This window comes from Castellaniella sp. (assembly GCF_034007085.1).
Taxonomy (GTDB): Bacteria; Pseudomonadota; Gammaproteobacteria; order Burkholderiales; family Burkholderiaceae_B; genus Castellaniella.
This window is the reverse complement of record NZ_JAVERO010000035.1, coordinates 1-18,169: the sequence shown is the minus strand read 5'-3', so window position 1 is coordinate 18,169 and position 18,169 is coordinate 1. Positions and strand designations below refer to the sequence as shown.

Below are 18,169 nucleotides of genomic sequence, written 5' to 3'. Positions count from 1 at the left end.
TTCACACAGGCGCTGGATGCGCTGGACGCCAGGGTCTGGCCGCCCCTGTTGGCACAACACGCGTTCCTGGCGGGCCTGGACGCACAGGAAACCGAAACGCTGCGCCAGCACACGGCCTGGATCCTGGCAAACAAGGATTTCCACGGCGCCCACGACCTGCGGGTGACGCCGGACATGCGCCGCTCGATCGCGGTGCAGGCCGCCTTGCCGATCCTGGGGCTGGACACGTCCCTGTACCGGGGCTGGACGCAGATCGTGGTCTACCCAGGCGGCTTCCTGGTCCAGCGCACCGAGACCGACGAGGCCGGCGTGGTCCACGAATACGAGCAGGCAAGTGCGGGGGAATCCTGGGAAGGCGGCCCGGTGATCCTGTCCTGGGAAGACGCACGCGCCGGAACGGATGCCCAGGCAAACGTGGTCATCCACGAATTCGCCCACAAGCTCGACCAGCGCAACGGGGGTGCGGACGGCATGCCGGGGCTGCATGCACACCGGGATCTGGATCCACGCCAGTGGCGCGCAATCCTGGACCAGGCCTTTGACGATTTCAACGACTGGCTCGACGAGATCGAGGCACTCATTCCGCCCGACGTGGACCCGGAATCCGACGCAGCGGCCGGATGGTATGCGGAACTGCCGCTGGACCCCTACGCGGCGCAAGACCCGGCAGAATTTTTCGCGGTCAGTTCAGAAAGTTTCTTCATTGCCCCCTGGGCCATGGCAGCGGCCTGGCCCGACTGGTATCAGCTGCTGGCCCGATATTACCGGCAGGATCCCCTGCGCCGCCTGGAAGCCGCAGGCGTGCCACGCCCCGTCCGCCCTTGACGCGGCCCCCTCCCCTATCAGAAGGAATCCGATCATGGACATCACACTCACAGCCTCCGACGGCCATGCATTCAGCGCCTATCTGTCCGGTCCGGCCGATGCACGGAATGGCGTCGTCGTGCTGCCGGAAATCTTCGGCATCAATACCCATATCCGCCAGATGGCAGATCGCTTCGCAGCGCAGGGCTACCGGGTGATCTGCCCATCCCTGTTCGATCGGGCAGCAGGTGCCGAGATCGGTCTGCAACTGGACTACAGCAAGGCGGACCTGGACCGGGGCCTGGCCCTGCGCAAGGCGATCCGCGACGAAGATGCCCTGCTGGACATCGAAGCCGCGGCCGCTGCGCTGCAGGATCAGGCTACCTGCCTGGTAACAGGCTACTGCTGGGGCGGCTACCTGTCCTGGCGCAGCGCCTGCCTGAGCAATGCCTTTGCTGCAGCGTCCTGCTGGTATGGCGGCGGCATTGCGCGGCATGCCCACGACACTCCCCGGATTCCGGTGCAGATGCATTTCGGCGGGCAGGACGATTCGATCCCCATGGCGGATGTGCAGTCCATCCAGGCGGCACAGCCCCACCTGCCGATCCACGTCTATCCGGAAGCAGGCCATGCGTTCGGGCGTGCAGGCACGGCAGCCTATCATGCCGCTTCAGCGGCGTTGGCCTGGGAACGAACACTGGCGTTTTTTGCCGAACATGCGGCATGATCCAAGCCGGCACACCTGGGACACACGCCCCGCCCTGCAGCCGGCAACAAACGTGAAGAGTTGTTCCAGCTGAGCCGGCAAAGCCGCGTGCCGGTAGCCTTTTGAAGCGACTGTCCTGCATGCATACACAATCCAGCCATCCGGACAGGCCACAATGGGGGCTCCTCGATCCGCAGGACAATCCAATGAAAAAAGGCATCGTTGCGGCTACCCTGCTGGCCGGCGCGCTGATGGCAGGACCTGCCGCCCAGGCAGGCGACGTGGACGTCGGCATTTCCATCGGCATCCCTGGCGTCATCTGGGACGGCCCGGCCTATTATCCGCCACCGCGCTACTACCATCGCCCACGCGTGGTCGTGGTGCCCGAGCCCGTCTATGCGCCCGGCCCTGGCTACATCCAGGGCTGGGTCGATCGGGGCCACTACGACCGCCACCAGAAAAAACACTGGAAAAAAGGCTGGAAACGCGCCTGGGGCCACCGCGATCGCGACTGGGACGACGACTGACGGTTCAGGCGGCCTCGGCGATGGCCTGAGCCGCTTGCAGTCGCTGCGTATGGGCGGCCAGCGCAGCCAGCAGCCGGTCCAGCCCTTCGCGGACCGTGCTGTCCGTCAGTTCACCGTCGGCGGAAAATTTCTCGTGCGCGGCAGGCACGAACAATTCGGGCTTGTTCAGCACATGCAGGTCCAGATAGATCAGTACCTGGCGCAGGTGGTATTGCGCCCGAGCGCCACCTAGCGCTCCCATGGAAGCGCTGGCCAGGGCCGCAGGCTTGCCCTGGAAGGGCGCCTCGGGCACACGCGACAGCCAGTCGATGGCGTTCTTCAGGACGCCCGGGATCGAATAGTTGTATTCCGGCGTGGCAATCAGGAATGCATCGGCACGGGCAGCCTGGGCAGCCAGGCGCTGGACGGAAGCCGGAAAGCCCTGGGCCTGCACATCCCCGTTGTACAGCGGCACATCGGACAGATCGGCCATCTCGATGACCATGCCATCAGGGGCCTGGCGTCGCGCCTGTTCAAGCAGCAACTGGTTGTAGGAACCCTGGCGCAGGCTGCCGCCAATGGCGAGGACATGAATGGACATAATGACTCCTGTCGTTGATCAAGATTGGATGGTTCACTGCGCCAGCACACCGTCCCGGTAATCGCGCAGGGCCTGCTCGATTTCCTCGGGGGTGTTCATGACGAAGGGCCCATACTGGGCAATGGGTTCGTTCAAGGGCTTGCCGGCCAACAGCAGCACCCGCACACTCTCGCCGGATCCGGGCGTCGGCTGGATCTGCAGGGTGTCTCCCTGGTCTCCGAACCAGACGGTGTGACCAGGCACAACAGCCTGACCATTGGCATCGAACTGCCCTTCGAACACGTACAACAGCGCCTGGTGCGTCGACGGAACCGGAATGGCTACCGTCTGATCCGGCATGACCCGGATGTCGGCAATCAGCGGCTGGGTCGCGACATGCCCCTGGCCTGGCCCCTGCAAGGGGCAGCTTGTCCAGGGGATGATGCCAGCGATCAGTTTGATGAAGCCGCCTTCCGGCAGTTCGGCCACCGCCAGCGTCTCTGCCGGGATGTCACGATAATGCGCAGGCTGCATCTTGTCCGCAGCCGGCAGGTTCAGCCAGATCTGGAAACCGCGCAGCAGGCCGTTTTCCTGCTGGGGCATTTCTTCGTGGATGATGCCGCGCCCGGCGGTCATCCATTGCACACCGCCAGCCCTCAGGTCGCCTTCGTTGCCCAGATGATCCCGGTGGCGCATATGGCCATCGACGATATAGGTCACGGTCTCGAAACCACGATGCGGATGGGGCGGAAACCCCGCGATGTAGTCGTCCGGGTCGTCCGAGGAAAACGCATCCAGCATCAGGAAGGGGTCCATGCGGCACTGCCGCTGCTGTCCCAGGGCGCGCAGCAAGCGCACGCCTGCACCGTCCTGGGTCGCTTGCGCAGGCAAAATCCGGGTGATGGCTCGATGAGACATGATCGGCTCCAGAAATGGCTTACCGTCATTATCAAATCATATAATTGGATGATCAACCGTATAAACTAACATTTTTTAATCTAAAAATTAGATATGAAAGACATCATTCCGATTGCCTGGTGGCAGGCCCTGCTGGCCGTGATCGACCAGGGTGGCTATGCACAGGCCGCCGAATTCCTGGGGAAAAGCCAGTCTGCCGTCAGCTATTCCATCCAGCGGCTCGAAGACCGGCTGGGCCTGCGTATCTTTCGCACGGAAGGACGGCGCGCCGTGCCCACCCCGGCTGGGCAGGTCCTGCTGCAGCGCGCCCGCCTGCTGGTCGATCATGCCCAGAACCTGGAATCGGCAGCACGCGAACTGGCCGTTGGCCGCGAATCACTGCTGCGACTGGCCGTGGATGCCCTGTTCCCTGACTGGTTGTTGCTGCAAGCCCTGGCTGCATTCAGCGCAAGCTGCAGTTCGACCCGGATCGAAGTCCTGGAAACCGTCCTCAGCGGCACCGACGAGGCCCTGGCGCGCCACGAGGCCGATCTGGTCATCACGCCTCGCATCCCCCAGGGGTTCAGTGGCGAACCCCTGCTGCAGGTCCGGTTCGTGGCGGTCGCCGCGCCCAGCCACCCCTTGCACGCGCTGGGGCGACCTGCCGAATGGACAGACCTGCGCCAGCACCGGCAGCTGGTGGTCAGGGATTCGGGAAAACGGCGCCAGGACGCGGGCTGGCTGAACGCCGAACAGCGCTGGACCTTCAGTCACGTCACGGGATCCATCCGCGCTGCCTGCGCCGGCCTGGGCTTTGCCTGGTATCCGGAACTGCGCATTCGTGATGAACTGGCCGATGGCCGGCTGCGCCCCCTGCCACTGGCCGAGGGCCGCTACCGTTATGCGACGCTGTACAGGGTATTGGCCCGGCCGGAATTCCCTGGCCCGGCCTGCAAGGAACTGGCAGACGTCCTGGAACGCCTGACGCGGGAATTGGCTGGCAGCGCTGCGATCCAGGCCTGAACAGCGCGCGGATCAGAGCCCGACGTTGTCCTTTTCCAGCACCTGCTCGGCACGATAGCTGGAACGCACCAGGGCGCCGGAGACGACCTCGCGGAAACCCTTGGACAGGCCCAGATCGCGATAGGCGCGGAATTCATCGGGGGTGACGAAACGGCGCACCGGCAAATGGTTGGCCGTGGGACGCATGTACTGGCCGAACGTCAGGATATCGACATTGGCAGCGCGAATGTCGTCCATGGCCTGCTCGATTTCCTGGTCCGTTTCGCCCAGGCCCAGCATGATGCTGGTCTTGGTCAGCGTGTGCGGTGCGTAGGCCTTGGCGTGGGCCAGCACGTCCAGCGTCTGGCGGTAGCCGGCGCGCGCATCCCGCACGACATGGGTGAGGCGTTCTACGGTTTCGACGTTCTGGGCGAACGTCGTCAGACCGGCATCCAGGATTTTTTCCACGCAGCCGTGATCCCCCCGGAAGTCAGGCGTCAGGGCCTCGACCGATGTTTTCGGGGAACGCTCATGGATGGCACGGATGCAGGCTGCGTAGTGGCCCGCCCCGCCATCGGCCAGGTCATCACGGTCGACCGAAGTGAGCACCACGTATTTCAATTGCATCAGCGCCACCGCATCGGCAACGCTGGTGGGTTCGTCGTGATCCTGCCAGCCGTGGGGATTGCCGGTGCTGACGGCGCAGAATTTGCAGGCCCGCGTACAGACCGAGCCCATCAGCATCAGGGTGGCCGTGCCCCGTCCCCAGCATTCGGCGATATTGGGGCATTTGGATTCGGCGCAGACCGTGTTCAGCCTGTGTGCATCAACGATTTCGCGGACTTCCTGATAGCGCGCACCAGCCGGGATTCGTACCCGCAGCCAGGATGGCTTGGGGGCGGAATCGGGGATTTCGGTCAGTTCGCTGGGGCGCATGCCGTCCTTGACGGCCCTGGTGCCTTGTGGGCTGATGAATTTGGACCCCGAGCGGGCACGGATGATGGGGACTTCGGTCGTCATGGAAAACCTGCGGGAAAAGGTCGAAAACGGGCGCCCGTCACCCCCGGCGAGCGCCTGTGCGATAGTACCACGCGCACGCCTGCGGCCCGGTATACTCCTGGCCATGCGTCTGGCTGTTCCCCCCAAGATTCCCCTGCTCGCCCGCCCGCCGGGCACTGCCTTGGTGCTGCTGTGCCTGCTGGGCATGGTCGCGCTCTGGACGGTGCTGTCCGCCCTCAGCCATTCGGCCCCCGACCTAGACGGCATGGAAGAACTCGTCTGGGCCGCCAGTCTGGAACTGGGCTACACCAAACACCCGCCCCTGCCCTCCTGGTTCATGCACCTGGCCACGGAACTGCTGGGTCGCCCGGTATGGCTGCCCTTTCTGATGGGCCAGGTCTTTTCGGCACTGGGGCTGTGGTTCGTGTGGAAACTGGGGCGCGACATCACCACGCCTCACCGGGCCCTGATCGCCACCCTGCTGGTCTCGGTCACCGCCTATTTTTCGCTGCGCGGCACGATCTACAACCACAATACGGCGCAACTCTGGTCGATCACCGCTTCGATCTGGCTGTTCCACCGGGCTCTGCGCGGCGGCCGGATGCGCGACTGGATCTGGCTGGGCGCGGTCGGCGGCCTGTCGATGCTGACCAAATACAGCGCCCTGATCCAGTTCGCTGCCTTCTTCCTGTACGCCTTGCGCTGCGGGGCGCTGCGCCGCCCCGACGTCTGGCGCGGCATCGCCGTCGCGACCGTGGTGTTCCTGATCGTGCTCAGCCCCCATCTGTGGTGGCTGGGTCAGCACGATTTCGAACCGCTGCGCTACGCCGACAGTTCATTGGCCGCAGGCGGGCGGCTGGCCGCCCTGAAAGACTTGCTGGACTTCAGCCTGGATCAGGCCGGACGGCTGTCGCCCATGGTGCTGGCGCTGGCCGCCTGGGCACTGTGGCGCAAGCGCCGGGGCGACCGTGCCGCAGGCCATGCCGCCAACGACGAACGCTTTGCGGGCGCCGCCAGATCCGTGCGCTACTGGTTCGACCTGGACGCCCAGGACCGGCAATTCCTGCTGTGGGTCGGCCTGGCCCCCTTTTGCAGCACAGTGCTGATCTCGATGGTGCTGGGCTCACGGCTGGAAGCGTCCTGGGGCAGCACCTTTTTCGTGCTGTTCGGCTTCTATGGCCTGGGCTGGCTGCGCGGCCCCGAAGCCGTGCAGCTGCGGCGCATCCTGATCCTGACGGCGGCATTGCATGTCCTGATGGCCGTCGGCTACGCCGCCGCCCGGGGACCGCTCGCCCAATGGGCGGGCCACCCCGCCCGCTCGACCTATCCCGGGCCGGAACTGGCCGCGCACGCACTGCGGCACTGGCAGGATCACCAACCGGGACGGCCCCTGCGTGTCGTGGTCTCCAATACCTGGCTGGGCGGCAATATCGCCGTGCATATCGGCCCCGGAACCCGGGTCTGGATCGACGCCAACGACGCACAGTCCCCCTGGTTCTCCCCCGGCACAGCGTTGCGCTGCGGCGCACTGATTGCCTACAGCGAACAGGGCCGTGCCGCGCCGGCGCCCGCCGTGCAGGCCCTGTATGACGCCGCCCCCTGGAAAGGGGTGGATGAAGTGCCCTGGTCCGGTCCCAAGGGCAAAACGATCGATCTGCATTGGGCGGTATTGCCCGCCACACCGGATTGCTTGCAGCGCAATCAGGAGACCGCCCAGGCAGAGCCCCCCTCCGGGCGCAGATCCGTGCCATTGGCCAGCAGCGGGGCAAAATCGATGGGCGGCAGCGGCCTGGCGAACAAATAGCCCTGGCCATAGTCACAGCCGGCGGCCGCCAGAAGTTCATACTGTTCACGCGTTTCAATGCCTTCGGCCACCACGCGCAGGCCCAGCTTGTGGGCCAGCAGGATGACTGCCTCGCACAACGCCAGATCCGGGCCGTCCGGGTCCAGATTGGCCACGAAGGACTGGTCGATCTTCAGGAAATCGATGTTGAATTTGCGCAGATAGGACAGCGAGGAATACCCGGTACCAAAGTCGTCCAGCGCAACCTGCATCCCGACATCATGGAATGCATCCAACTGGCGCTGAATGCGTTCATCGCCTGAATCGATCAACAGGCCTTCGGTGATTTCAACGATCACCTGGCTGGGCGACAGGCCCAGCGTATCGAGATGGCTGCGCCAGAACACATGATCCAGTCCTTCGTGACGCAGTTGGGCCGGAGAAATATTGACGCTGACCTGGATGTCCAGCCCGTATTGACGGCGCCATTCGGCCAGTTGGCGAGTGGCCTCGCAAAAAACCCAGTCGCCAATGGATCGGATGATGCCGGTTTCCTCGGCCAGGGAAATGAATTCATCGGGCGCGACCAGCCCTCGCACTGGGTGGTGCCAGCGCAGCAGCGTCTCGGCCTTGACGATACGGCCGCTGGCCAGATCGACGATGGGCTGGAAATCCAGCGAGAACTGGCTCTGGTCCAGCGCCAGGTGCAGATCGTTGACCAGCCGCATGCGGGTCTGGGCCTGTTCCTGCATCGACAGCGTGAAATAGCAGCTGCGGTTGCGGCCCTCGGCCTTGGCGGCATACATGGCCTGGTCGGCGTTGTTCAGCAGAGTTTCGGCATCGGCGGCATCGTCCGGATAGAACGTGATGCCGATGCTGGTGGAAATGAACACGGTCTCGACGCCCAGGCGAAAAGGTTCTGCCAGCCGACGCAGGATATTACGGGCCAGGCGCTCGACATCGCGCGGTTCGCGGATGTCGTCCAGCAGCACCGTGAATTCATCACCCCCCAGCCTGGCCACGGTATCGCTCTGGCGCACGCAGCCGCTGATCCGCCGGGCGGCTTCCTTCAGCAGTTCGTCGCCCATGGCATGGCCCAGGGTATCGTTGATTTCCTTGAAACGGTCCAGATCCAGGAACAGCAGCCCGGTGCGGCTGCCGGTGCGGCGAGACTTGCGAATGCTCTGTTCCAGGCGGTCATGGAACATCTGCCGGTTGGGCAGGTCGGTCAAGCGGTCGAAATTGGCCTGCTTCCAGATGATGGCCTCGGCCTGTTTGATCTCGGCAATGTTGGAAAAGATCATCACCCGGCGGTGGACTTCGTCGTCCACGCCATAGGATGTATTGATGCTGAGCCATTCGGGATAGAGTTCGCCGTTGGCGTGCTGGCCCCAATGTTCGCCCTGCCAACTGCCGGTTTCCATCACCGCGCGCCACATGGCCCGGTAGAACTCGCGATCGTGGCAGGGGGAATTCAGGCAGCGGACGTGCCGGCCAATGACCTCTGATTCGGAACGCCCCCGCAATCTCACGAACGCCGGGTTGACGTCCAGGATGAAGCCCTTGGGATCCAGCACCAGCATGCCTTCGCTGGTACTGCGGTAAACCAGGGAAGCCAGTTCGGCCTGACGGTCCGTATCGGGCTGACCTGCCCGGCGCGGACGCATGACATACAGGTGGCTGTGCCCTGTGGGCGCGGGAATGTGCGTGACCGCCCCAGCCAGCATCAGCGGCTGGCGCTGGCGATCCAGGCCCTGGCCACGCCACGGCAGGGTGTCGCGCATGCCAGGCTGACGCAACCGTTGATTGACTTCGCCGATGTCGGGCAGCAGCACTTCGACATCCAGTCCGATGGCTGTCCCCTTGCGGTAGCCGAACAGGCGTTCGGCGCTGCGGTTCATGTAGGCAATGACGCCATGCGCATCGGTGGCCAGAAAGGCGTCATGCGCATAATCACCCAGGCGGATCAGCGCCAGGATGTGGGACCGATCGACATGTCCCGAAGGCAGCAGGGCTGCGTCAGGACCCGGGGCCTGGACATAGAGTGGCAAAGCGGGCTTGAACAGGGGGAACATCACGCGGGGCACAATAGGTGCAGATGGGTCGTCACGCTGAAGTCCGCTGGAAAAACCTCAATCTGAGATTTTTAACACAAAGGTACGGTTGGTCATTATCGGTATTATCCATGAGAAAACGCAACATGTCGCATCAGGGGGCCTCGCCAAAATATTCCTTGAACCGATGGCCCAGCTTGCGCGCCTTGGTGCGCAAATACTGTTCGTTATAGGGGTTGCGATTGACCTGCAACGGGATGCGCTCGACAACCTCGATACCCAAGTCCGCCAGCACGCGTTCCTTGCGCGGATTGTTGGTCATCAATCTCACACTGCGGATGCCGAAATGATCCAGCATCGGCCGACACAGGTCGTAGCGGCGCATATCGGCCGGAAACCCCAGGCGTTCATTGGCCTCGACCGTATCGGCGCCTTCGTCCTGCAGCTGATAGGCGCGGATCTTGTTCAGCAGCCCGATGCCGCGGCCTTCCTGGCGCAGGTACATGACCAATCCCTGTCCCTCCTCGGCGATACGCTGCATCGCGGCTTCAAGTTGGGCGCCGCAATCGCAACGCTGGCTGAACAGCGCATCCCCTGTCAGGCATTCGGAATGGATGCGCGCCAGCACCGGCGCATCCCCGAATGGCTCGCCCAACGCCAGGACGACATGTTCCTTGCCCGTGGCAGGTTCGGCAAACGCATGGATCCGGAAAATGGCCCAGGGGGTGGGCAGTTGGCTGGAAGCAACATAGTGCAGGGCGCCGCCGTCTGCGGCAGGGGCGGCACCGGGGGAAGTGGACATGGAAAACGTGTCTTGGCAGGAGTGAAATCTGCTATAGAGTAACACCAGCGCGCAATGTTCCAATCCGTATCCTGGTACTCAATGACGCGACAATAGGCACAAGGAAAACACCGATTCCTTGTCCAGCCCCATGCAGCAGGAGACACTTTGACAGCAGCCCAAAACACCCGCACGCACGACGGCGCCTGGCGTGTTTTTCTGATCTTCCTGCGCCTGGGGCTGAGTTCTTTCGGCGGTCCGATCGCGCATCTGGGCTATTTCCGCACGGAATTCGTCGAGCGCCGCCGATGGCTGGATGATCACAGCTACGCCGATCTGGTCGCCCTGTGCCAATTCCTGCCAGGCCCGGCCAGCAGCCAGGTCGGCATGGCTCTGGGCCTGGGCCGCGCGGGCTGGTCCGGGCTGCTGGCCGCCTGGGCGGGATTCACCTTGCCATCGGCCATCGTGCTGATCCTGTTCGCCATCGGCATCACCCTGCACCCAGGGCTGGCCGACTCGGGCTGGGTGCATGGCCTGAAGATCGTCGCCGTGGCCGTCGTGGCGCAAGCGGTGTGGGGCATGGCCAAATCACTCTGTCCGGATCGCCCCCGGGCCGCACTGGCCATCCTGGCGGCGCTGTTGACGCTGTCCCTGCCATCGGCCATGGGACAGATCGGTGCCATCCTCATCGCGGGCCTGCTCGGCTACTGGGGACTCAAGGTACCGCAGCCGATCGGCGGCCAGGCGCATGTCTATCCCATCTCTCGCAGACTGGGCATCGTGGCCCTGTTGCTGTTTGTCCTGCCCCTGGTCGGCCTGCCGCTAGGGGCGGCGGCCAGCGGGTCATCCGTTCTGGCCCTGCTCGAAGGCGTGTACCGCGCTGGCGCACTCGTCTTTGGCGGTGGCCATGTCGTGCTGCCGCTGCTGCAGGCCACCGTGGTTCCCAGCGGGGCCGTCAGCAACGCCGACTTTCTGACCGGCTACGGCGCCGCCCAGGCAGTCCCGGGGCCGCTGTTCACCTTTGCGGCCTATCTGGGGACCATGGCCCAGGGGCCGCTGCACGGCTGGTGGGGAGGCCTGGTGCTGCTGTGGGTGATTTTCCTGCCGGCCTTGCTGGTGCTCATAAGCGCACTGCCATTCTGGGAAGGCCTGCGCCACCGCCAGGGCATGCGGGCCACGATGGCGGGCATCAATGCCGGGGTGGTGGGCATCCTGCTGTCGGCACTGTACGACCCGGTGTGGACCAGCGCGATCCACAGCCGTGCGGACTTCGGGCTCGCGCTGGCCGCATTCGGCTTGCTGGTCATTGGCAGGATGCCACCCGTCCTGGTCGTCATCCTGACCTCGGGCGCCGGCTGGCTCCTGGCGCATTAGGGAAGCGCTGAACCTCAGGCCTTGACACCAAGATAGCGTTCGATGATCTCGCCGTTTTCGTGCAGATCCTTGGGCGTCCCTTCGTACACCACATGGCCGTTGTTGACGATATAGGCACGATCGGCCAGCGACAGCGCCGCACGTACATTCTGTTCGACGATCACGATCGTCTGGCCGTCATCCGCCAGTTGGCGGCACACGGCCATCAGATCACGCACGATCAGCGGCGCCAGGCCCTCGAACGGTTCGTCCAGCAGAATGATGTCTGCATTGCGGATCATGGCCCGTGCAATCGCCAGCATCTGCTGCTCGCCACCGGACAACTGCTTGCCGCGGTTGCGCTTGCGTTCGGCCAGGCGCGGAAAGGTCGCATAGATTTCGTCCAGGCTGCGGGGCCGCGCCGCCGTCATGGCGGCCAATTGCAGGTTTTCCTGAACCGAGATCGAGCCGAACACGCGCCGTTCCTCGGGCACCAGCTGGATGCCCAGCGCCGCGCGGCCATAGGGTGGCAGGTGCTGGATCTCGACGCCCCGGTGGCGGATGGACCCGGATTTGACTTCGACCATGCCCATCAGGGATTTCATCGTCGTGCTCTTGCCGGCCCCATTGCGCCCCAGCAGCGCCACGACTTCGTGTTCTTCGATCCGCATCGACACGTCGAACAGAATGTGCGAATCACCGTAGTAGCTGTTGATCTTGTCGACTTCAAGCAGACTCATCGTCCATTCCTCCAAGATACGCGGCCTGGACCGACGGATCCCTGCGAATCTCATCCGGCGTGCCTTCAGTCAGTTTGCGGCCCTCGTACAGGACCGTGATGCGTTCGGCCAGTTCGAACATGGCGTCCATGTCGTGCTCGACGATCACCATGCTGCGGCCCTGGCGGATCGATTTGAGCAGCGCCACCACCAGCACGCGTTCCTCGGGCCCGAGACCCGCCAGCGGTTCGTCGAACAGCAGCACATTGGCGCCCGTGGCCAGCGCCAGGCCAATTTCCAGTCGGCGCTTTTCGCCGTAGGACATTTCTGAAACCTGGGTATCGGCATGGTGGCTGAGGTCCACCAGAGCGATGGCCGCATTGACCTGGGAATCCAGATGGTCGGAATGCAGGCTGCGCAGCAGGTCGCTGCGGTAGCGCCCGCGCAACCGCGCCAGCACCGGAATCATCATGTTCTGGCGCACGGTCAGGTGCTCGAACAACTGGTTGATCTGGTAGCTCTTGCTCATGCCCAGCTGACACACCGAGGTCACGCCGATGCCGGTGATTTCCTGGCCGCGAAAGAAAACCTTGCCGGTCGTCGTCGGCAGTTCGCCGGCCAGCATGGCAAAGAAGGTCGACTTGCCCGCGCCATTGGGCCCGATCACACCATGCAGTTCGCCTTCGCGCAGGGTGAAATCGATATCCGAGTTGGCCTTCAGGCCGCCGTAATGCTTGCTGACGCCACGCGCTTCCAGCACAGGTGCGCCCGGGCGGGTCGTGGCCAGAGGGGGCACGATGTCCAGCACACTGGCCACTTTGCTGCTGGCATCGGCATCGATGTGGGCGGGCAGTGTGCGCGTCCGTTGCCAGAACTGGATGAGCGCGCCGGCCACCCCCCGCCGGAACACCGTCACCAGCACGACGAAGACCACCCCCAGAATCAGTTTCCAGTAGGGCCCCAGGCTGCCGATCTGCTGCAGGCCATCGTACAGGTAGAGCCAGATGGTCGCGCCCAGCAGCGGCCCCAGCAGCGTGCCGGCCCCGCCCATCACGGTCTGGATCACCAGCTGCGCCGAAGTATCCAGCGAAAACGCATCGGGCGGCATGTAGGACTGGAACAGGCCCAGCAGGCCGCCCGCCAGCCCCCCGTACGCCGCCGCCACGACAAAGACCATGAGTTTGTACGATTGGATCGCATGGCCCAGCGCCATGGCGCGCTTTGGATTGCCCTGAATGGCCTTGAGCACGGCCCCAAAGGGGGAGCGCACGATGCGACGGGCAATGAGATAACCGACGAAGAACACCAGGGCCACGAACCAGTACATGGGCCAGCCGCTGCTGACCTTGATATGGATGAATCCCAGCGCGATTTCAGGCGAGGGCACACCCGCAATGCCGTTTTCGCCCCCGGTGTACTCTTTGAAGACCGAGTTTTCCATGAAGAAAAACATCTCGCCGAAGGCCAGCGTGCTCATGGCGAAATAGATGCCCGTGCGCCGCAGGGTGAGATAGCCGATGAGCAGACCGGTGACAGCGGCCACGACTGTGCCAATGGCCAGTGCCAGCAGCATATTGCCCACGACCCCGTCGGTCAGCAGATAGGCCGTGACGAAGCCGCCCGTGCCGAAAAAGGCCGCCTGGCCGAAAGACAGCAACCCCGTGTAGCCAAACAGCAGATCGAAACCCAGGCCGAACAGGCCAAGGATCAGGATCCGGGTCAGCAAATCGGGACTCATGCCGATGGCCGGCAGGACGAACGGCGCCAGGACCAGGCCAAGCCCCACCCACATTTCCGGCAGCCGGCCACGCATGACCAGGCCGCCACCCCCTGCCTGTTTGACGGACCGGGCCGAAGCTGCGGACGCGGCCGTCGTTGTGTGTACTGAACTCATTCCCGACCCTCCTGACCCATGAGACCTTGCGGACGGAACACCAGCACCAGCGCCATGGCGACGAACAGCATCACATCGGAATACTGGGGATTGACCATGGCCGTGAGGCTGAGGATTTCTCCGGCGATGATGCCGCCCACGATGGCGCCCGGGAACGACCCCACGCCACCGATCACCACCACCACAAAGGACTCGACCAGATAACGAAAGCCCATGTCGGGCGTCAATGCCACGATGGGCGAATTGACCACGCCGGCAAACCCGGCCGCCATGGCGCCCAGGCCGAACACCACCAGAAAGGCCCGCTTGATGTTGATGCCCAGAGCATCGACCATCTGCGCATCCTCGATACCCGCACGCACCACCAGGCCCAGGCTGGTACGATAAAGAATGAAATACAGCACCAGCAGGGTCACGGCCGCAATGGCGAGCGTTTCCAGCCGGTACATCGGATAGATCAGCGAACCGATCCTGGCAATCCCCATGCCCCATTCGGGGGGCGAGACCGACAGGCTGACGCCCCCGTAGATGCCACGGATGATCTCGATCAGAATGATGCTCAGGCCAAACGTGACCAGGATCTGGTCTTCGGGTGGGCGGCTGTAGAACTTGCGCATCAGGCCGCGTTCCATGACCAGGCCACAGGCCAGCGCCACGGCGGACCCGCCGGCCAGGGCCAGTACGAACGAATCCGTCAGGCCGTAGACCGTATAGCCCGCATAGCCCCCCACGACGAACAGGGCGCCGTGCGCAAAATTGATGACACCGAGCGTGCCGTAAATGATGGTCAGGCCGGTACTGATCAACGCCAGCAGCAAACCGGTCGTCAGCCCATTGAACAATTGCGAAAAAAACAATGACATGCTCGGGTCCCTCCTTCAAGTCCCGGACAGCGGCTGCTCCCGGGGCCACAAGGCCCCGGGGAAACAGGGATGGCTCAGACGTAGTCCCCCAGCTTGCAACCCAGCACCCCCAGATCCGGCAGGACGTCCTTGCCCTCGACGATCTGGATGATTTCGTAGTAATCGTCCGGATTTTTCATATCGGCTTTTTTCTTGCCGCGCATGACCGGGAAATTGACGATGCCCTGGTGATCCTCGGGACGAATCGAGAACGGTCCGGTGGCCAGGTTCAGCACCGCCCCCGATTCCAGCGACTTGATGACGTCGGGCGGATACAGCCCCCCCGCGCGTTCGACCGCCGCAGCCCAGACCATCACGGCCAGGTAGGCATAGAAAGACGAATCGCGCGGCATGCCCTTGAATTTCTTCTGATAGGCTTCGACAAAGTGCTTGGCCTGGGGATACTTGTCCTGCATGGTCCACCAGAACCCCTGGGCCAGGATGACCCCCGCCATCAGGTCGGCGCCGACTTCCTCTTCGATATAGGCCGAACTGTACGGCACGACGACTTTCATCTTGTCGAGCAGGCCGAACTGCTTGGCCTGTTTGATGGCATTGGCGGCATCCGCGCCATAGGCCACACACACCAGCACATCGGCATCGGTATTGGCGATGTTGATCAGGTAGGAACTGTAGTCCTTGGCCCCCAGCGGGTGGACCTGGTTGGTGACCGTCGTCCAGCCTTCTTTTTCGGTGAATTCCTTCATCGACTGCGTGGTGGTATGGCCGTACGTATAGTCGGGCGTCAGGTACGCGGCCTTGCGATTCTTGCCAAGTTCCTTGGCCGCCACAGGCGCAACCGCCTTGCAGGCCATGTAGGCGAAATAGCAAGGACGAAAGCCATAGCGCTGGCAATCGACGCCGGTGGTTTCGTTGGAACCGGAAATGGCCGTGAAGTACGGCGTATGTTCGCGGTTGCAGACTTTTTCCAGGGCAATGGCCACCGCGCTGCTGGTGCTGCCCGAGATCATCATGGCCTTGTCATCGTGGATGAAGCGCGTGGCCGACTGCACGCCCGTGTTGGGTTTCGTTTCGGCATCGGCCGATACGATTTTCAGCGGCTTGCCCAGCACGCCTTTCTTGAGATCCGGGGAAATTTCCTTGAGGATGGGATCCCCATTGTTGATGTGCTCGACGGCGAGTTCATAGCCGCGCTGCTGCGCGGCGCCTTGCGCCGAATACGGACCGGTCAGATCGACAGTAAGGCCCAGGACGATGGAGTCTCCTTCTGCCCCTGCTGGCCAGGCTCCCAGGGGTTTCTTGTCATCGGCCAGCGCCACTCGGGCCGCGCCGGGCATCAACAGGCCGCCCGCCACCCCAGCGGCCCCGGCCTTCAGCACCGAACGGCGCTTGACCGGCGTCTGCAAGGCATGCCCCAAAGTCTTGTTGTCTTTCATTGTCTCGTCTCCTGGTAATGGGTTCCGGGCGCCGAATACACCCGGTTTGAACACAGTCATCCCAGTTGGAACTTGCGATTTTTTTATATGTAACAGCTTTGTTTTTATGTCTGCATTCAGCCGCAGATCGTATTTTCAAAGGACCGGATTCCTGCGTGATGCTATTAGTAGAATTCGAAACTTACGCAGAACTTACGCTATCGCCAGGGGCCTGCCAGAAGCCGGAAACAATGAGGCCCCGCCATTCATGGCCGTTTTGAAACGTGCTTCACATCCCCTTGATTCGATACGGAAAATTGTTTTAGACTTAAATGATGCACTGCGACAAAATAAGGGTTTTTGCTTAAGGGAAAACCGCAGCTATGAATTACCATGAATATTGCAACGCATCATGAAAAACGGGACCCCAAGGTCCCGTTCATTCAAGTCGAAAATATCTGTCTCAGAACAGTGTTCAATCCAGCCGGATACGTGCGGCATATTCCCGCAGGACCTCGATGCCCGGATCCTTGCGCGGCCAGATCAGGCCCACGCCATCATGCTCGTAGCGTGGCAACACATGGATATGGGCATGCGGCACGGTCTGCCAACCCGCCGGACGGTTGGCCTGCAGCAACGTCAGGCCCTCGGGCTGGAACTCGGCCTGAACGGCGCGGGCGACACGGTGGGCCAGCCGCATCAGGTCAGCCGCCAGATCCTCATCCATGTCGAGCAATGTCGCGTAAGGCGCGCAAGGCGCCACCAGGACATGGCCCGGGTTCAGCTGGCCAGCATCCATGAAGGCAAACACGCGGGCATCGCGATACACGATGGCGGCTGGGATTTCACCAGCCAGGATACGGGTGAAGACGGTTTCCCTGCTCATGATTTCAGATCCTGTTCAACGGCAAAGCAGGCCACCTGCCGCCCCCCCTGCGGCAGCAGCGCAGGCAGGCGCTCGCGGCAGACTGGCATGACCCGGTGGCAACGTGAACTGAACGGACAGCCCGGCGGGGGATTCAGCGGACTGGGCAATTCGCCCGACAACTTGATGCGCTCACGCCGGGCCGCCGCATTCAGGCGCGGCGTGGCCGACAGCAAGGCCTGGGTGTAGGGATGCAGGGGCCGCTCGAAAATCGCGTCCTTTGTGCCCTGTTCCACCACCCGGCCCAGGTACATCACCAGGACTTCATCGGCCAAATGCTCGATCACCGACAGGTCATGGGAAATGAAGACATAGGACAGGCCCAGATCGCGCTGCAAGTCCTGCATCAGGTTCAGCACCTGGGCGCGCACCGACACGTCCAGCGCGGACACGGCTTCGTCGGCCACCAGGATTTCAGGGTCCAGCATCAGGCCACGGGCAATGGCGATGCGCTGGCGCTGGCCACCGGAGAACATGTGCGGGTAGCGGCCGTAATGTTCCGGCCGCAGGCCGACCCGTTCCATCATGGCCAGCCCCCGCGCCCGGCGCGCACGTGCGTCCAGGTCCGTATTGATCAGCAGGGGTTCTTCCAGGATGTCGCCGATGCGCTTGCGCGGATTCAGTGACGCGTAGGGATTCTGGAAAATGATCTGGATCTTGCGGCGGCGCAGCCTGGCCAGGGCCGGATCGGCCCGGGACACGTCCTGGCCCCGGTACAGCAGCTGCCCTGCGCTGGGTGGTTCGATCATGGTGAGCACGCGCGCCAGGGTGGACTTGCCACAGCCCGATTCGCCAACGACTGCCAGGGTGCGTCCAGCCTGCAGGCTGAAGGACACGCCGTCCAGGGCCTTGACGGTTTTGCCAGGCTTGAGAAAACCGCCATCCACA

The 18,169-nt window shown here is 63.2% G+C and carries 17 protein-coding genes; 6 read left to right on the top strand and 11 right to left on the bottom strand.

Annotation, left to right across the window (positions count from 1 at the left end; genetic code table 11):
• The 3 genes from RBR29_RS05190 to RBR29_RS05180 form a co-directional block, all read left to right on the top strand.
• A partial coding sequence (locus tag RBR29_RS05190) for a M90 family metallopeptidase (protein ID WP_320347904.1) occupies positions 1–825 on the top strand: 825 nt, incomplete at its 5' end.
• Positions 826–859: 34 nt separating this feature from the next.
• Positions 860–1,531, top strand: a complete 672-nt coding sequence (locus tag RBR29_RS05185) for a dienelactone hydrolase family protein (protein WP_320347903.1) — start codon at positions 860–862, stop codon at positions 1,529–1,531.
• A 185-nt stretch (positions 1,532–1,716) separates the two neighbouring features.
• On the top strand, positions 1,717–2,037 hold the full coding sequence (locus RBR29_RS05180) for a hypothetical protein (protein ID WP_320347902.1): 321 nt from the start codon (positions 1,717–1,719) through the stop codon (positions 2,035–2,037).
• Between the two features lie 4 nt (positions 2,038–2,041).
• Here the strand turns inward: RBR29_RS05180 and RBR29_RS05175 are convergent, their stop codons facing one another.
• On the bottom strand, positions 2,042–2,617 hold the full coding sequence (locus tag RBR29_RS05175; protein ID WP_320347901.1) for an NADPH-dependent FMN reductase: 576 nt from the start codon (positions 2,615–2,617) through the stop codon (positions 2,042–2,044).
• Positions 2,618–2,650: 33 nt separating this feature from the next.
• Positions 2,651–3,514, bottom strand: coding sequence for a pirin family protein (locus tag RBR29_RS05170; RefSeq protein ID WP_320347900.1), 864 nt, complete (start codon positions 3,512–3,514; stop codon positions 2,651–2,653).
• Between the two features lie 93 nt (positions 3,515–3,607).
• On the opposite strand from RBR29_RS05170, the gene RBR29_RS05165 reads away from it, so the two are divergent.
• Complete coding sequence (locus RBR29_RS05165) at positions 3,608–4,516, top strand: LysR family transcriptional regulator (RefSeq protein ID WP_320347899.1); 909 nt, start codon at positions 3,608–3,610, stop codon at positions 4,514–4,516.
• 12 nt (positions 4,517–4,528) lie between these two features.
• On the opposite strand, the gene lipA is transcribed toward RBR29_RS05165, so the two are convergent.
• Complete coding sequence (gene lipA, locus RBR29_RS05160; protein WP_320347898.1) at positions 4,529–5,515, bottom strand: lipoyl synthase; 987 nt, start codon at positions 5,513–5,515, stop codon at positions 4,529–4,531.
• Positions 5,516–5,618: 103 nt separating this feature from the next.
• Here lipA and RBR29_RS05155 point away from each other — a divergent pair, with 103 nt between their 5' ends.
• Positions 5,619–7,298, top strand: coding sequence for a glycosyltransferase family 39 protein (locus RBR29_RS05155; RefSeq protein ID WP_320347897.1), 1,680 nt, complete (start codon positions 5,619–5,621; stop codon positions 7,296–7,298).
• Here the strand turns inward: RBR29_RS05155 and RBR29_RS05150 are convergent.
• Together RBR29_RS05150 and ribA are read right to left on the bottom strand one after the other, a co-directional pair.
• Positions 7,196–9,352, bottom strand: a complete 2,157-nt coding sequence (locus tag RBR29_RS05150; RefSeq protein WP_320347905.1) for an EAL domain-containing protein — start codon at positions 9,350–9,352, stop codon at positions 7,196–7,198. The genes RBR29_RS05155 and RBR29_RS05150 overlap by 103 nt on opposite strands.
• 133 nt (positions 9,353–9,485) lie before the next feature.
• A complete protein-coding gene (gene ribA / locus RBR29_RS05145; protein ID WP_320347896.1) occupies positions 9,486–10,133 on the bottom strand; it encodes a GTP cyclohydrolase II in 648 nt (215 codons plus the stop codon).
• A 147-nt stretch (positions 10,134–10,280) separates the two neighbouring features.
• Between ribA and chrA the strand changes: the two genes are divergently transcribed.
• Positions 10,281–11,486, top strand: coding sequence for a chromate efflux transporter (gene chrA, locus RBR29_RS05140; protein ID WP_320347895.1), 1,206 nt, complete (start codon positions 10,281–10,283; stop codon positions 11,484–11,486).
• Between the two features lie 14 nt (positions 11,487–11,500).
• Here the strand turns inward: chrA and RBR29_RS05135 are convergent, their stop codons facing one another.
• The 6 genes from RBR29_RS05135 to RBR29_RS05110 all read right to left on the bottom strand — a co-directional run bounded on the left by RBR29_RS05135 (position 11,501) and on the right by RBR29_RS05110 (position 18,168).
• A complete protein-coding gene (locus RBR29_RS05135; protein WP_320347894.1) occupies positions 11,501–12,205 on the bottom strand; it encodes an ABC transporter ATP-binding protein in 705 nt (234 codons plus the stop codon).
• Positions 12,192–14,078, bottom strand: coding sequence for a branched-chain amino acid ABC transporter ATP-binding protein/permease (locus RBR29_RS05130; RefSeq protein ID WP_320347893.1), 1,887 nt, complete (start codon positions 14,076–14,078; stop codon positions 12,192–12,194). The genes RBR29_RS05135 and RBR29_RS05130 overlap by 14 nt, the downstream gene beginning before the upstream one ends.
• Entirely contained in the window at positions 14,075–14,941 is an 867-nt protein-coding gene (locus tag RBR29_RS05125) for a branched-chain amino acid ABC transporter permease (RefSeq protein WP_320347892.1), read from the bottom strand. Before RBR29_RS05125 ends, RBR29_RS05130 begins: the two co-directional genes overlap by 4 nt.
• Positions 14,942–15,015: 74 nt before the next feature.
• The gene (locus RBR29_RS05120) at positions 15,016–16,377 is read right to left on the bottom strand and encodes a substrate-binding protein (protein WP_320347891.1); all 1,362 of its coding nucleotides are present in this window, start codon (positions 16,375–16,377) and stop codon (positions 15,016–15,018) included.
• A gap of 454 nt (positions 16,378–16,831) precedes the next feature.
• Positions 16,832–17,242 (bottom strand): HIT family protein, encoded by a 411-nt coding sequence (locus RBR29_RS05115; RefSeq protein WP_320347890.1) that lies wholly within the window; start codon positions 17,240–17,242, stop codon positions 16,832–16,834.
• A complete protein-coding gene (locus RBR29_RS05110; protein ID WP_320347889.1) occupies positions 17,239–18,168 on the bottom strand; it encodes a dipeptide ABC transporter ATP-binding protein in 930 nt (309 codons plus the stop codon). The genes RBR29_RS05115 and RBR29_RS05110 overlap by 4 nt, the downstream gene beginning before the upstream one ends.
• Position 18,169: the final 1 nt, after the last annotated feature.

Bases quoted from the DNA above. Each gene is read 5' to 3' on its own strand.
- RBR29_RS05185 (WP_320347903.1), top strand. From the start codon at position 860: ATGGACATCACACTCACAGCCTCCGACGGCCATGCATTCAGCGCCTAT.
- RBR29_RS05180 (WP_320347902.1), top strand. From the start codon at position 1,717: ATGAAAAAAGGCATCGTTGCGGCTACCCTGCTGGCCGGCGCGCTGATG.
- RBR29_RS05175 (WP_320347901.1), bottom strand. From the start codon at position 2,617: ATGTCCATTCATGTCCTCGCCATTGGCGGCAGCCTGCGCCAGGGTTCC.
- RBR29_RS05170 (WP_320347900.1), bottom strand. From the start codon at position 3,514: ATGTCTCATCGAGCCATCACCCGGATTTTGCCTGCGCAAGCGACCCAG.
- RBR29_RS05165 (WP_320347899.1), top strand. From the start codon at position 3,608: ATGAAAGACATCATTCCGATTGCCTGGTGGCAGGCCCTGCTGGCCGTG.
- lipA (WP_320347898.1), bottom strand. From the start codon at position 5,515: ATGACGACCGAAGTCCCCATCATCCGTGCCCGCTCGGGGTCCAAATTC.
- RBR29_RS05155 (WP_320347897.1), top strand. From the start codon at position 5,619: ATGCGTCTGGCTGTTCCCCCCAAGATTCCCCTGCTCGCCCGCCCGCCG.
- RBR29_RS05150 (WP_320347905.1), bottom strand. From the start codon at position 9,352: ATGTTCCCCCTGTTCAAGCCCGCTTTGCCACTCTATGTCCAGGCCCCG.
- ribA (WP_320347896.1), bottom strand. From the start codon at position 10,133: ATGTCCACTTCCCCCGGTGCCGCCCCTGCCGCAGACGGCGGCGCCCTG.
- RBR29_RS05135 (WP_320347894.1), bottom strand. From the start codon at position 12,205: ATGAGTCTGCTTGAAGTCGACAAGATCAACAGCTACTACGGTGATTCG.
- RBR29_RS05130 (WP_320347893.1), bottom strand. From the start codon at position 14,078: ATGAGTTCAGTACACACAACGACGGCCGCGTCCGCAGCTTCGGCCCGG.
- RBR29_RS05125 (WP_320347892.1), bottom strand. From the start codon at position 14,941: ATGTCATTGTTTTTTTCGCAATTGTTCAATGGGCTGACGACCGGTTTG.
- RBR29_RS05120 (WP_320347891.1), bottom strand. From the start codon at position 16,377: ATGAAAGACAACAAGACTTTGGGGCATGCCTTGCAGACGCCGGTCAAG.
- RBR29_RS05115 (WP_320347890.1), bottom strand. From the start codon at position 17,242: ATGAGCAGGGAAACCGTCTTCACCCGTATCCTGGCTGGTGAAATCCCA.